This is a genomic window from Sinorhizobium fredii USDA 205 (assembly GCF_001461695.1).
Classification (GTDB): domain Bacteria; phylum Pseudomonadota; class Alphaproteobacteria; order Rhizobiales; family Rhizobiaceae; genus Sinorhizobium; species Sinorhizobium fredii.
Genome location: NZ_AUTC01000110.1, coordinates 47,198 through 60,768, shown reverse-complemented (window position 1 = coordinate 60,768; position 13,571 = coordinate 47,198). Strand labels below are relative to the sequence as shown.

Here is a 13,571-nt window from a genome sequence, read left to right as displayed (position 1 = left end):
CTGTGACAGAAGGCGCTGAACTCACGGCTTTTTATTGCGAGGCGCAAGTTTGCATGCGATCAGGTGCGCAACGTTGGAGAGCGACACGGGATCGGAATGCGCCACTTCTCCCCCTACGAAATTATCGACGGCAAACGGGAAAAGGGCCTCATCCTTCTTGCCGACCACGCCATGAACCGGCTTCCTCCGGAATATGGACGGCTCGGTCTCGCCGATAGCGCCTTCGAACGCCACATCGCCTACGACATCGGCATCGAACCTCTGGTGCGGCGATTGTCCGCGGCACTTGAGGCGCCTGCGGTGCTCGGCTGCTTCTCACGCCTGCTGATCGACCCCAACCGCGGCGAGGACGACCCGACCCTGATCATGAAGATCTCGGACGGCGCGATCGTCCCGGGCAACTATCCGATCACCGACGAGGAATGGCAGAACCGGCTGAATCGTTTTCATCGGCCGTACCATGAGGCCGTGTCGCAGACCATCGCCGAGGCCGCTGCCGCCGGCGGCAAGGCGCCGCTGGTGATCTCGCTGCATTCCTTCACGCCGGCCTGGAAGGGTATTGCGCGCCCCTGGCACGCGGCGGTGCTCTGGGACAACGACCCGCGCGCCGTCTTCCCATTGATCGAGAAGCTCGGAGCGGCCGGCGACATCATCGTCGGCAACAATGAGCCCTATGACGGCGCGCTCCGGGGCGATACCATGTACCGCCACTGCATGATGCCTGGCATCGCCCATGCCTTGATCGAAGTGAGGCAGGACCTGATTGCCGACGCAACAGGGGTTGCCGCCTGGGCCGAGCGGCTGGCGCCTATCCTCGCGGAACTCAACGCCATGCCGGCACTGCACGCCTATCAGCGCTATCCTTCGCGGACCGGCGCTTATGAGGGCTGATGATGAGGGTCAGGACCTAAGGGAGACAAGCATGACCGAGCTCAGCAAGGAGCAGCGCATCCAGTTCGAGGCCGCCGCCTTCCGTCGGCTGGTCGAGCACCTGCGCACCCGCAGCGACGTCCAGAACATCGACCTGATGAACCTTGCCGGCTTTTGCCGCAATTGCCTGTCGAACTGGTATCGCGAGGCGGCCGAAGCGTCGGGCACACAGATGAGCAAGGAAGATTCGCGCCAGATCATCTATGGCATGCCCTATGACGAATGGCGCGAGTTCTACCAGGGCGACGCATCTGCCGAACAGAAGGCAGCATTCGAGCGCAACCGCCCAAAGGAATAGCGCAATCCAGGAAGACGGGAATTTCCCGCCGTATCCACATCAATCCACATGCGCAGCACCCCTCCGCGCGGGCTCGCGGAGGAATTGCCCGTTCTGTTGCGCAAAGGCCCTTGACCTCGCCTGCCGTTCGCGGCAGGTCACGGCACGAGAATTGTATTCCCCAAAGGAGAAGACCATGTCGGATGCTCAAGGCTTCGCACGCGATCAACTTCGCGCTTTCATCGAACGGATCGAGCGGCTGGAAGAGGAAAAGAAGACGATCGCCGACGACATCAAGGATGTCTATGGCGAGGCCAAGTCGATGGGCTTCGACACGAAGATCCTGCGCAAAGTCATTTCCATCCGCAAGCAGGACGCCGACGAGCGCATGGAGCAGGAAGCGATCCTTGACACCTATCTGCAGGCACTGGGGATGGTTCCGGCGGCCGAGGAGGCCGCATAGTTGCGAAGAGACGGGATCAACAAAAAGCCCGCCGGTCGGCGGGCTTTTTCATGTCCGGTGGATGAATTCAATTGGTGCTGAACTTCTTCACTTCCATGAAGTTCACGGCATTGCCGCTGAAGCGAGCCGTATCGACCGAGCCGGCACTGCTGTTGAAGCCGGCCGCATAGACGGTGGTCGGCGCGGCCCTGAGCGAACTGCTGACGAAACGAGGCGCCTTGACCGGCTTCGACAGCGTGGCGACGCGTCCGGTCGACAGCGCCCATTCGGAGATGATCTTCTTCGTCAGCTTCGGCTCCGTTCGGACGGAGGAGCGGCTTGCCGCCTCCGCATCCTGCCGCTTCGGACGGGCACCCTTCGAAGGAAGGTCCGCCTCGGTATCGAAGGCGCTGTCGAAGATCGCAGCCTGCGAACCGGTATCGGACTGCGGCGCGTAGGCGGCCACCTGGATCGCCGACCCCTGATGCGCGTCGACGGTCGGTGCCGCCAGCGCTACACGCGTATCGGCCGGCGGGGTCATATCAGCCTGGGCCATGTCGATGGTGTCGGCAACGGATGCGGCCGCAACCGGGCGCTCCGGAACGAGCGGGACGGTGACATTGGCTTCGGCGACGGCGGCGAGCGCCGCTTCCCCGGCCGGACGCATCCCCGGCACCGGCACGAAGCCGAGTTCAGGCGTCCGACCATCGGCAGAGGCCACCAGTGTCTCGCCGGCCACCAGCGCGTTCATGTCACGCCGTGCGAGCATCTGCGGGACCGGCACCTTCAACGTGCTGAGATCGGCATATTCGGAGGGCGTCTCGGCCGTCTGCGGCATGGCGGCGGCCAGCGCTTCCTGAGCATTGTTCTTTTCCGGTGCAACCAGCGCGACCGCTACGCCGGCTTCGGCCGGTGCATTCCTGAAGGCCGGGCGCACGGCGGGCACCGGCGCGTTGATGTTCTGCTGTTCGTCGGCCGGCGCACCGGCGACCGAACCGGCGACCCCCGGCAGCGCCTCCTGATCAGCCGACGCCGCGGCGGTCTGGACATTGGCCGGGGCTTCCTCGCCGCCGCCCTCGCCTGCGCCGGCGGCGATCGCCGTCGGTTCTTCATCCTCGTCCCCGCCGCCGCCGAAGAGCGCAGCGAAGAGGTTGCGGCGCTTGCCGCCAACGTCGCCCGGTCCTTTCGCGCCACCACCGGCGACCTCGATCGCCGACGCGCCGACGCGCCGCTTGTAATCGGCAACTGCCTGTTGGAAACCCGGTAGCGGCTTGCCATCGGCGGGAATGTGCATCGTCTTGCCATCGGGGAAGAGCCGCGCGAGCTCGTTGCGGGTCATGCGCGGCCAGGCGCGCACGCCGCCGACGTCCATGTGCACGAAGGGCGACCCAGAGGTCGGATAATAGCCAACGCCGCCGACCTGGAACTTCATGCCGATCTCGCGCAGCGTCTTGAGCCGCACGTCGGGCAGGTAGAAGTCCATCGCCTTGCCGAGCATATGCTGGCTCTTCTTGGCGACGCCCTTCGAACGGGACCGCAGCATGCCGTTGGTGGCGGGCGAGCGATAGGCGGAGACGACGTGGATGTAATCGCGCGAACCACTCTTCTGGTAGACTTCCCAGATGAGGTCGAGAAGGCGCGGGTCCATCTTGGTCGGCTCATTCCGCCGCCAGTCACGCAGCAACCGGTTGATCTGCTGCAAGCCCTTGGAATCGTAGCGGCCGTTGCGCTTGAAGGTGATCTGCGCCTTTTCCTTGGTATGGATGAAATAGAGCTTCAGTGTCCGTGTCTGGCCGGCGGCCTCGACCGGCGGCGCCATTCCGGGAGTGACGAGGGAGCAGGCCAAGGCGATGGAGGCGAGAACCTGCGGCCCCTTGCGGGTGATCGCCGAGCAGAGTCTGCGCGTCAAGGAACCGATAGGCTCCCCCAAACCGAACAAATTTGGCATTCAATCCCCGTTCGACGGACTACCGTGCTTTGCTGTCTCAGATGACTGTCAAATAAGGTGACAGCATGGCAAATATGCCACAGTCGTCACCGCCCCTTATAATATAGTGAACAGTTTCCTAACAAGGTCTAAACGGCGGTGACCGAATTGCACGGCAAATGAGGTGTGAATGCGTCGATTTTATGCCGCTTCGCGCAGCGGATTGTCCGGATCGATGCCGTAATCCTTGAGCTTTCGGTAGAGAGTCGAGCGCCCAATGCCGAGTTTGCGGGCGACCTGGCTCATCTGGCCGCGATAGAACTTGAGCGCAAACCGAATCAGTTCCTCCTCGACTTCGGCAAGCTTGCGCACCTCTCCGCCCTCGTCCACGCTGGCGATGGCGTTTTCGGAACGTCCTTCCGGCACCGGGCCGAAAGGCTCGGACCTTTCCGGGATATCGGGGCGCGAACGCAGAACGATTGCGGCGGCGCCAGCCGGCGGGCGGCGTTCCGGGCCTGCTTCGCCCCAGGAGAAGCCGCTGCGGTCGGCAACGACGTAGCCCGGTATCTGGGTGGCGATCTGCGGAAAGTCCTTGACGCCGAGTTCGCCGCCTTCGGCCAGCACGACAGCGCGGAAGATGGCGTTTTCGAGCTGGCGGATATTGCCGGGCCAGTCATAGGCGGTCAGCAACGCCATCGCGCCGCTCGAAACCGTCACAGGCTGGTTGAGCCTCTGCTCCGCGGTGAAGCGCTCGACGAAGGAGCGCACCAGCACGGGAATGTCCTCCTTGCGCCGGCGCAGCGCCGGGATGGTGATCGGGAAGACGTTGAGGCGGTAGTAGAGGTCCTCGCGGAAGCGTCCCTCGCGCACCTCGTTGATCAGATCCTTGTTGGTGGCCGAGATCAGCCGCACGTTGACGCGCTGCGGCTGGCGCGCGCCGATCGTCTCGATCTCGCCCTGCTGGACGGCGCGCAGCAGCTTCACCTGGACCTCGAGCGGCAGGTCGCCGATCTCGTCGAGGAAGAGCGTGCCGCCGTCGGCGTCGACGAACTTGCCGCTGTGCTTTTCGGTCGCGCCGGTGAAGGCGCCCTTCTCATGGCCGAAGAGGATGCTCTCGACGAGGTTATGCGGTATGGCGCCGCAGTTGACGGTGACGAAGGGCTTGCCCGCCCGGTCGCTTGCCGCCTGGATCGCCCGCGCCACCATCTCCTTGCCGACACCGGATTCACCCTCGAGCACGATCGGGATGTTCGATTGCGCGGCACGCCGCGCCAGATCGAGGACGCGGATCATCGCCGGGCTTGCCGAGACGATATCGTCGAAACCGATCGCGCCGCCGCGCGGCCGGCGCGCGGTTTTGACCCTTCCGTCGCGGCTCGCCATCTTCAGCGCATTGCCGATGGCGATCGACAGTCGCTCCGGGGAGACCGGCTTGACGAGGAAATCGAAGGCACCCGCCTGCATCGCCCCAACGACCGTCTCGATGCCGCCCTGCCCTGTCTGGACGATGACCGGCGTATCGATACCCCTTTCGGCGAGCACCTCGAGGAAACCGTGGCCGTTCATCTCCGGCATCAGGAGATCGAGCAGGATGACATTGATCATGCCGCCCTTGCGCTCCAGGAGTTCGAGCCCGCTGCGCCCGTTGTCGGCGAGATGCGCGACATGGCCGAGCCGCTCGATCATGTTCGTCAGCAAACGGCGCTGCACCGGATCGTCATCGATGACAAGAATATGGGATGTCACGAAAGCCTCCTGCTTAGGACACGCGGTACTCTTTGGCCAGCCTCATGTGCCAAATCATGCCAGCCATTCGTGCCATAGAGGACTGAACATCGTGTTTTGAGAAATGCTTGCATTTTAGCCATTGCGGACGATAGCAATGCGCCCCATATCGCTTGCCTGCTCCAGGCAAAACGGGAGACCCGCCAATGACACTCGCTTCGCCCCTTCTCGCCGCCTTCGGTCCCTCCCCAATGCGCGCGCAGGCGGTGCAGGCGGCGAGTGCAGTTGCCGATCTCGGCGAGTTGCCCACCTGGCGGCTCGAGGATCTCTATGCCTCCGCCAGCTCCGATGAATTCCGTAGCGATCTCGCAAAGGCCGAAGCCGACGCGCTCGCCTTCGAGAACAGGTGGAAGGGCAAGCTCGCAGACGCCGCCGCCAGGACAGGCGATCAGGGCATCGGCGCGGCCGTCAAGGAGTTCGAGGCGCTCGAGGACCTGATGGGACGGATTGCCTCCTTCGCCGGCCTCACCTATTTCTCCGACACGTCCAATCCGGCGAACGGCAAGCTCTACGGCGACGTCCAATCGAAGCTCACCGATATATCGGCGCATCTGTTGTTCTTCTCGCTGGAGCTCAACCGGATCGACGACAAGGTAATCGACGCCGCGCTCGAGGCGGACAGCCTTGCCGCCCACTACAAGCCGTGGATTCTCGACCTGCGCAAGGACAAGCCCTACCAGCTCGAGGACAAGCTGGAGCAGCTTTTCCTGGAAAAATCGATGACCGGGGCGAACGCCTTCAACCGGCTGTTCGACGAGACGATCGCATCGCTGACCTTCTCCGTCGACGGAGAAGCACTGCCGCTCGAGGTGACGTTGAACCTCTTGCAGGATGCGTCCTCCGAAAACCGCAAGAAGGCGGCGATCGCGCTTGCCGAGACCTTCAAGGCGAATATCCGCACCTTCACGCTGGTCACCAATACGCTGGCCAAGGACAAGGAAATTTCCGACCGCTGGCGCGGCTTCGAGGACATCGCCGACAGCCGCCACCTCGCCAACCGGGTGGAGCGTGAAGTGGTGGACGCGCTCGCCGCGGCGGTCAAGGACGCCTATCCGCGCCTCTCGCATCGCTACTATGGGCTGAAAGCCAAATGGCTCGGCATGGAGCAGATGGAGTTCTGGGACCGCAACGCGCCGCTGCCGGAGACGCCGAATGCACTGATCTCCTGGGGCGAGGCGAAGGACACGGTCCTATCCGCCTATCACGGCTTCGCGCCGGAAATGGCGTCGATCGCCCGGCGCTTCTTCGATGACCGCTGGATCGACGCCCCTGTCCGCCCCGGCAAGGCGCCTGGCGCCTTCGCCCATCCGACCGTCCCCTCCGTCCACCCCTATGTGCTCGTCAATTACATGGGCAAGCCGCGCGACGTGATGACGCTCGCCCACGAACTCGGGCATGGCGTCCATCAGGTGCTCGCCGGTGGGCAGGGCGCGTTGATGGCGTCGACGCCGCTGACGCTCGCCGAAACCGCCTCGGTCTTCGGCGAGATGCTGACCTTCCGCGCCCTCCTCGACCGGACCAAGGACAAGCGCGAGCGCAAGGCCATGCTCGCCCAGAAGGTCGAGGACATGATCAACACGGTGGTGCGCCAGATCGCCTTCTACGAATTCGAGCGCAAGGTCCACACGGCGCGAAAGCAGGGCGAACTGACCGCCGACGACCTCGGCGAATTGTGGCTTTCGGTGCAGGGCGAAAGCCTCGGGCCGGCCATCCGGATTTCGGAAGGCTATGAGACCTTCTGGGCCTATATCCCGCATTTCATCCACTCACCCTTCTATGTCTATGCCTATGCCTTCGGCGATTGCCTGGTGAATTCGCTCTACGCCGTCTATCGGAATGCCGAGAGCGGCTTCCAGGAGAAATATTTCGACCTGCTGAAGGCCGGCGGAACCAAGCATCATTCCGAACTCTTGGCGCCCTTCGGGCTCGATGCCGCCGATCCGTCGTTCTGGGCACAGGGCCTGTCGATGATTGAAGGGCTGATCGATGAACTGGAGGCGCTTGATAAGGCGTGATCCGCCCCGCGGAACGTTGACCGACTGACAGCGACCAGCCTCGATGATTGACCACGCGCCCTTTGTCCTGTTCCGGGACGACAGCGAAGACCGCACGACGGTGTTCGCCGAACCGACGCGCGTCATCACGGCGCGCACGCCGGCGGAATTCCGACGCGGGCTTTCCGAACTCGAGGCTGCCCACCGCGCCGGCAAGTGGCTCGCCGGCTACATGGGCTATGAGGCGGGGCATCTCTTCGAGGAGAAGCTTGCGCCTTTCGCCGAGGAGCACCGCGAGACGCCGCTGATGTCCTTCGGCGTCTTCGACGCGCCGGCGGAAGGCCATCCGCTCGCCGCGCCGCAGCGACGTGTCGAAAACGAACCCTTCCTGTCCGAAGCCCGGGCCGGTTGGGATTTTCCCGCCTATCGCCAGCGTTTCGAACGGCTGCACCAGCACCTGCGCCAGGGCGATTGCTACCAGGCGAACCTGACCATGCCGATCCACGCGCGCTGGTCCGGCGATCCGCGCGCCGCCTTCTGGTCGCTGATCGAACGCCAGCCGGTCAAATACGGCGCGCTGGTGGCGCTCGATGGACCCGTCCTGCTGTCGCGATCGCCCGAACTGTTCTTCCATGTCGACACGGACGGCTGGATCGAGACGCACCCGATGAAGGGCACCGCACCGCGTGGGCTCACTGCCGAGGAGGACGCGGCGATCATCGCGGAGATGCGCGAGGACGAGAAGACGCAGGCCGAGAACCGGATGATCGTCGACCTGTTGCGCAACGACATCTCCCGCATCACCGAGGTCGGCACGCTCAGTGTCCCGAAGCTCTTCGAGATCGAGACCTATCCGACGGTCCACCAGATGGTGAGCCATGTGCGGGCCAGGCTCCTGCCCGATCTTTCGGTCGCCGACATCTTCGCCGCCCTCTTCCCGTGCGGCTCGATTACCGGCGCGCCGAAGATGCGGGCCATGGAGATCCTCCATGAGCTGGAATCCGGCCCCCGCGACGCCTATTGCGGGGCGATCGGCTTCATCGCTCCGGATGGCGTGATGCGCTTCAATGTGGCGATCCGGACGATTTCCCTGTTTCCCGACGGCCGCGCCATCTTCAATGTCGGCGGCGGCATCGTTTTCGATTCCAAGGCCGAAGCCGAGTATGACGAATGCCTGCTGAAGGCCCGCTTCGCCCTCGGCGACGCCGAGATCGCCCGATGACGGATTTCTCGCTGATCGAGACCCTGCGCTACGATCCGGAGGCCGGCTTCGTCCGCCTCAGACTGCACCTTGCACGGCTGACACGCTCCGCCCGGCGTCTCGGTTTCGCCGGCGCGGCGGCGGCCGAGGCGCGGCTGCAAGAGGCGGTTCGCGATGCGGAAGGCGCAATGCGCGTGCGGCTCACGCTCGACCGTCAAGGCACCATCGCGGTCACGACCGCACCGTTCGCGGCCCTCCCGCCCGATGCGCTGTGGCGCGTCCGGATCGCCTCGACGCGGCTCGATTCTTCCGACCGGCTGCTCCGCATGAAAACGACGCGGCGCAGCGCATACGAGGCGGCACGCAGGGAGTTTCCTTCGACCGAGGCCGACGAAGTTCTCCTCTTCAACGAAAAGGGCGAGGTCTGCGAGGGCACGATTACCTCGATCTTCCTCGATGACGGCCATGGAGCGCTGAAGACGCCGCCGATCTCCTGCGGCCTGCTCGCCGGCGTCCTCAGGACGGAGCTCATCTGCCAACGGCGGGCACGGGTGGCGCGACTGTTTCCCGCCGATCTGGAGAAAGGCCGCCTCTATGTCGGCAATTCTCTACGAGGTCTGATCCGGGCGGAACTCGTGGTCTGAGCCAGGCAGGGTATAGCGCTTCACCCGGTCCCGGCCCTCGCGCTTCGCCAGATTGAGCGCCTGGTTGGCGCGGGAATAGATGTCGCTGACCTTGTCGCCCTCGCGATATTCCGCAAGCCCGACCGAGCAGGTGTAATAGAACTCCGGAATGTTCGACAGCGGCCTGGCGCCGCGCACCTTTTCCAGCAAGCGATCGAGGATGAGGTTAGACTCGCTGACCGTCGTGTCGGGCAGGATCAGCATGAATGCCTCGCCACCGAGGCGGCCGAAGCAATCGGAGCGACGGACGAAGCCCTGCATTTGACGCGCGAAATCGATCAGCACTTCGTCGGCGCGCTGGGGACCATAGCGGTCGTTGATCGCCTTGAAATAATCGATGTCGACGATCGCCACACAGCCCCACATCTGCGGATTCTCGGCGCAGTTCTGGATGAACTCGGCGAGCTTCCCGAGCGTATGGCGCCGGTCGGGGACATGGGTGAGTTCCTCCACCGGCGCATCCCGCAAGGCGAAATCCCTGTCCTTTCGGTGCTTGCGCTCCTCCTCCCGTATGCCGGACACGTCGACCGCCATCGAAAGCGTCCAACCCTTTTCATCGACGGTGTCCGTCACCCACAGCGAGCGGCCGTCGTGCAGTTCGGCCTCCGTCGTGCGAGACGGCACGGTGACGCGCCGCTCGAGGGCCGTGCCGATCCAGGTATCGATGTCGTCGGTCCCGAGTATCATGCCCCGGCCGGCCGCGTGATTGCGGCGCACAATCTCTTCCCAGGTCGGCGACTCGTCGGCGCCGACATGATAGGTGGAACGGAATGCCGCATTGGCAAAGCGCAGCCGATCGTGCTGATCGTAGAGCGACATCAGCACGGGCGATCGGGCTTGCAAACCCATCAGGGCCTTGACGTAATCACCGGTCATGGTTGGTCTGCTCCAGCTTGAACAACAAATCAATCACGGCGCGAAGCGGACGGATCAGCTAAAGCTATAGCACGAAAAGCTTGTGGCAAGCCGTATAACATGTGAAACGAAGCGAAAATGGTTAAGCCGCAGAACGCGCCGAACTCGCACATGAAGCACACGCCCTACGACGGCTCGTCGACGCCCTTCACGATCGGACTGACGCAACTCGACCCCGACCGATGGATAGAGCCGGACGAGGCGCTGGACTTCTATCTCTCGGAAAAGGCGCGGCTGCTGGCGGAAGATCGCGGCAGCGTCTTTGCGGCGGAGGCCGGAACGGAGATGGCCCAACGGGAGCTCCTCGATTTTCTGACCGACTATCTCCCGCACCGCTATCCGCAGGTCTACCGGCGCGAGAACGGCGCGATCATCGCCGGCAGCCGTCGTGTGGGGCTCGACGATGACGTGCCGCTCGTCACCGCCGGGTCGCTGATCCAGGACGATCTGGCGATCATGGAACGCAAGGACGGCGAATGGCGCCTCACCGCCGCCTATGTCGCCTTTCCATCGTCCTGGTCTCTCGGCGACAAGTTCGGCCGGTCGCTCGATGAGATCCACGCCCCGGTGCCGGGCTTCGAAGCGGGGAGTCGCAATGCGGAGCTGATCGCCCGCATGTTCGACAATCTCTCGCCAGCCCGCTTCGTCGAGCGGTTCAACTGGGCGGTCAATGTCGACGGCGCGCTGCATCTGTCGAAGCCGAAATCGGAAGGCAGCGGCGCCGAGGCCGTCCGACTGACGGAGGACGGCACCTTCATCCGCGTCGAACGGCAGACGCTGCGCAAGTTGCCGCTAAGCGGCGCGATCGTCTTCACCATCCGCATCTATTCCGATCCGCTCGCCGCACTCAGAAACCGGCCCGACGCGGCTGCGCTTGCCCGTGCCTTCATCGAGCAACTCAGCGAATTGACCCTGCCGCAGGCGGCCTACAAGGGCCTGGTCAGCAAACGAGAGGCCCTGATCTCCGCCTTGCTATCGATAGCCGGTTAAGCAACATCGCAAATCGCCGTTGACCCGACGGCCCTTTATTGTGACATGAAACTATGCTCTACAGCGCCGCGCAAGGGCAGCCGCGGCGCTTTTCAAGGTGCAGTCGGCAGCCCCAGAGAGATCCCTAGGCGCGCCTTTCTGCGCGCATTCAAGCAGCACACAGAGACGTTTTGTCAGGAGAGACGCAAAAATGGCAGACACCAGCTACCCGGTCTATGGCGAGATTACCGGCCCGATCGTCATGATCGGCTTCGGTTCGATCGGCCACGGCACCTTGCCGCTGATCGAGCGCCACTTCAAATACGACAAGAGCCGGTTGATCGTGGTGGAGCCCCGTGAGGACGCCAAGGACACGGAGATTTTTGCCCGCCATGGCGTGCGCCACGTCCGCGCCGCCGTGACCAAGGACAATTACAAGGAAGTTCTGAAGCCGCTCCTGACCGAAGGCGGCGGCCAGGGCTTCTGCGTCAACCTCTCGGTCGATACCTCTTCGCTCGACATCATCAAGCTCTGCCGCAAGCTCGACGTGCTTTATGTCGACACGGTCGTCGAGCCCTGGCTCGGCTTTTACTTCGACGCCGAAATGGACAACGCCGCCCGTACCAACTACGCGCTGCGTGAGACGATGCGCCGCGAGAAGGCCAAGAACCCGGGCGGCACGACGGCGGTTTCGACCTGTGGCGCCAATCCGGGCATGGTCTCCTGGTTCGTCAAGAAGGCGCTCCTCAACCTCGCCGACGACCTCGGCCTGAAGTATGAGGAGCCGCATCAGGACGACCGCGAAGGCTGGGCCAAGCTGATGAAGAAGGCCGGCGTCAAGGGCATCCACATTGCCGAGCGCGACACCCAGCGCACCAAGCACCCGAAGCCGCTCAACGTCTTCTGGAACACCTGGTCGGTCGAAGGCTTCATCTCGGAAGGCTTGCAGCCGGCCGAGCTCGGCTGGGGCACCCATGAAACCTGGATGCCGAAGAACGCCAAGAAGCACAAGAAGGGCTGCAAGGCGGCGATCTATCTCGAACAGCCGGGCGCCAACACCCGCGTGCGTAGCTGGTGCCCGACGCCCGGCCCGCAATACGGCTTCCTTGTCACCCATAACGAATCGATCTCGATCGCCGACTTCTTCACCGTGCATGACAAGAATGGCGACGCCACCTATCGCCCGACCTGCCACTATGCCTACCATCCGGCCAACGACGCGGTGTTGTCGCTGCATGAGATGTTCGGCAACGGCGGAACGTCGCAACCGGTGCACCACGTCCTGGACGAGACCGAACTCGAGGACGGCATCGACGAGCTCGGCGTGCTGCTCTACGGCCACGACAAGAACGCCTACTGGTACGGCTCGCGCCTGTCGCTGGAAGAAACCCGCCGCATCGCCCCCTATCAGAACGCAACCGGCCTGCAGGTGACGAGCGCCGTTCTCGCCGGCATGGTCTGGGCGCTGGAAAATCCGACGGCCGGCATCGTCGAGGCCGACGAGATGGACTACAAGCGCTGCCTCGAAGTGCAGCTTCCCTATCTTGGCCCGGTCGAGGGGCACTACACCGACTGGACGCCGCTCGACGGTCGTCCCGGTCTCTTCCCCGAAGACATCGACACCAAGGATCCTTGGCAGTTCAAGAACATCCTCGTCCGCTAGAGCGGGATGAGGAAAAGTGTGTGCGGTTTTCCGCCCGCATCCCGCTCTAACCCGTTAGAATCAATCGCGCCCGGACCTCTCTGGCTCCGGGCGCCTTTGCCGCGATATTCGCTCCAGGGTCGCCGCTTCCTGCTCTTGCTTGCAACCTAAGTCCGGGGCTTGTCTTTCTCGAAAACGAAAGCCTCTGCGGCTTGAGTGCAACGCCGGGCGCACAAAGTCGCCCCGGAACGTCGCTCTGCTGCTCAATTTGCCGTTAAGCCGGTTCCGGCGGAGCGAATTATGCGGTAGAGCGGGGACGAGCAGAAGTCTGTAGCGGTATTGCGTTTGCATCCCGCTTCAACTCGTGACGCGGGAGAAACGCCGATGAAGCCACTCGCCATACTGACCATTCTCGCAACCGCCGCGGCGCTTGCATCATGCCAGTCGTCCCCAAGGGAAATCCGCCAGGCGCCACAGGCGCGGGCTGGCGGCGTGGAGGGATCCTGGGTCGATCCGAACGGCATTGTTTCCACCTTCGCCGCCGGCACGTTCTCGACGCGCACCACCGATAATAATCAGCTTCTCGCCTCCGGCACCTATGTGAATGTCAGCCCGACCCTCGTCGAGATCAACATGACCTCGCTGGTCCGCCAGACCCAATCCAGGGTCAACTGCGCGCTGGTGACGCCGACGCAGCTGAACTGCACGACGGATGCCGGCGCCCAGTTCTCGCTCGCCCGCCAGGGCTGAGCAGGATCAGAAGACAATAGGTCTGCGAAGCCCCCATCCGGGGGCTTCTTTGTTTC

General features: G+C 63.6%; 12 protein-coding genes. 9 read left to right on the top strand and 3 right to left on the bottom strand.

All coding sequences use genetic code 11. The annotated features are described in order from the left end of the window. The first annotated feature begins 96 nt into the window (after positions 1–96). The 3 genes from N181_RS11355 (at position 97) to N181_RS11345 (ending at position 1,670) form a co-directional block, all read left to right on the top strand. Complete coding sequence (locus tag N181_RS11355) at positions 97–891, top strand: N-formylglutamate amidohydrolase (RefSeq protein ID WP_037393576.1); 795 nt, start codon at positions 97–99, stop codon at positions 889–891. A 31-nt stretch (positions 892–922) separates the two neighbouring features. Continuing rightward, positions 923–1,228: a DUF1244 domain-containing protein gene (locus N181_RS11350; protein ID WP_037393574.1), complete on the top strand. Its 306-nt coding sequence runs from the start codon at positions 923–925 to the stop codon at positions 1,226–1,228. Positions 1,229–1,403: 175 nt separating this feature from the next. Continuing rightward, on the top strand, positions 1,404–1,670 hold the full coding sequence (locus N181_RS11345) for a DUF2312 domain-containing protein (RefSeq protein WP_014329758.1): 267 nt from the start codon (positions 1,404–1,406) through the stop codon (positions 1,668–1,670). A gap of 67 nt (positions 1,671–1,737) precedes the next feature. On the opposite strand, the gene N181_RS11340 is transcribed toward N181_RS11345, so the two are convergent. After that, positions 1,738–3,597, bottom strand: coding sequence for a peptidoglycan L,D-endopeptidase MepK (locus N181_RS11340; RefSeq protein WP_037393572.1), 1,860 nt, complete (start codon positions 3,595–3,597; stop codon positions 1,738–1,740). Between the two features lie 180 nt (positions 3,598–3,777). After that, positions 3,778–5,322 carry a sigma-54-dependent transcriptional regulator gene (locus N181_RS11335; protein ID WP_037393570.1) on the bottom strand — a complete coding sequence of 515 codons (1,545 nt, stop codon included), beginning with the start codon at positions 5,320–5,322 and terminating at the stop codon, positions 3,778–3,780. Between the two features lie 185 nt (positions 5,323–5,507). Between N181_RS11335 and N181_RS11330 the strand changes: the two genes are divergently transcribed. The 3 genes from N181_RS11330 to N181_RS11320 are packed head-to-tail and all read left to right on the top strand — an operon-like array spanning position 5,508 to position 9,200. Then, positions 5,508–7,376, top strand: a complete 1,869-nt coding sequence (locus N181_RS11330) for a M3 family oligoendopeptidase (protein WP_037393568.1) — start codon at positions 5,508–5,510, stop codon at positions 7,374–7,376. Between the two features lie 43 nt (positions 7,377–7,419). Continuing rightward, entirely contained in the window at positions 7,420–8,577 is a 1,158-nt protein-coding gene (locus N181_RS11325) for an aminodeoxychorismate synthase component I (protein WP_037393566.1), read from the top strand. Continuing rightward, positions 8,574–9,200 (top strand): aminotransferase class IV family protein, encoded by a 627-nt coding sequence (locus tag N181_RS11320; protein WP_037393564.1) that lies wholly within the window; start codon positions 8,574–8,576, stop codon positions 9,198–9,200. The genes N181_RS11325 and N181_RS11320 overlap by 4 nt, the downstream gene beginning before the upstream one ends. Here the strand turns inward: N181_RS11320 and N181_RS11315 are convergent. Further along, the gene (locus N181_RS11315; RefSeq protein ID WP_014329763.1) at positions 9,165–10,115 is read right to left on the bottom strand and encodes a GGDEF domain-containing protein; all 951 of its coding nucleotides are present in this window, start codon (positions 10,113–10,115) and stop codon (positions 9,165–9,167) included. The genes N181_RS11320 and N181_RS11315 overlap by 36 nt on opposite strands. A 117-nt stretch (positions 10,116–10,232) precedes the next feature. Between N181_RS11315 and N181_RS11310 the strand changes: the two genes are divergently transcribed. From N181_RS11310 to omp10, 3 genes are all read left to right on the top strand, one after another. Beyond that, positions 10,233–11,144, top strand: a complete 912-nt coding sequence (locus N181_RS11310; RefSeq protein ID WP_037393562.1) for a heme-dependent oxidative N-demethylase family protein — start codon at positions 10,233–10,235, stop codon at positions 11,142–11,144. 190 nt (positions 11,145–11,334) lie between these two features. Continuing rightward, entirely contained in the window at positions 11,335–12,786 is a 1,452-nt protein-coding gene (locus tag N181_RS11305) for a homospermidine synthase (protein WP_037393560.1), read from the top strand. 363 nt (positions 12,787–13,149) lie between these two features. Then, complete coding sequence (gene omp10 / locus N181_RS11300) at positions 13,150–13,515, top strand: outer membrane lipoprotein Omp10 (RefSeq protein WP_014329766.1); 366 nt, start codon at positions 13,150–13,152, stop codon at positions 13,513–13,515. Positions 13,516–13,571: the final 56 nt, after the last annotated feature.

Coding starts and splice junctions, on each gene's coding strand:
- N181_RS11355 (WP_037393576.1), top strand. CDS start 97: ATGCGCCACTTCTCCCCCTACGAAATTATCGACGGCAAACGGGAAAAG.
- N181_RS11350 (WP_037393574.1), top strand. CDS start 923: ATGACCGAGCTCAGCAAGGAGCAGCGCATCCAGTTCGAGGCCGCCGCC.
- N181_RS11345 (WP_014329758.1), top strand. CDS start 1,404: ATGTCGGATGCTCAAGGCTTCGCACGCGATCAACTTCGCGCTTTCATC.
- N181_RS11340 (WP_037393572.1), bottom strand. CDS start 3,597: ATGCCAAATTTGTTCGGTTTGGGGGAGCCTATCGGTTCCTTGACGCGC.
- N181_RS11330 (WP_037393568.1), top strand. CDS start 5,508: ATGACACTCGCTTCGCCCCTTCTCGCCGCCTTCGGTCCCTCCCCAATG.
- N181_RS11325 (WP_037393566.1), top strand. CDS start 7,420: ATGATTGACCACGCGCCCTTTGTCCTGTTCCGGGACGACAGCGAAGAC.
- N181_RS11320 (WP_037393564.1), top strand. CDS start 8,574: ATGACGGATTTCTCGCTGATCGAGACCCTGCGCTACGATCCGGAGGCC.
- N181_RS11315 (WP_014329763.1), bottom strand. CDS start 10,115: ATGACCGGTGATTACGTCAAGGCCCTGATGGGTTTGCAAGCCCGATCG.
- N181_RS11310 (WP_037393562.1), top strand. CDS start 10,233: ATGGTTAAGCCGCAGAACGCGCCGAACTCGCACATGAAGCACACGCCC.
- N181_RS11305 (WP_037393560.1), top strand. CDS start 11,335: ATGGCAGACACCAGCTACCCGGTCTATGGCGAGATTACCGGCCCGATC.
- omp10 (WP_014329766.1), top strand. CDS start 13,150: ATGAAGCCACTCGCCATACTGACCATTCTCGCAACCGCCGCGGCGCTT.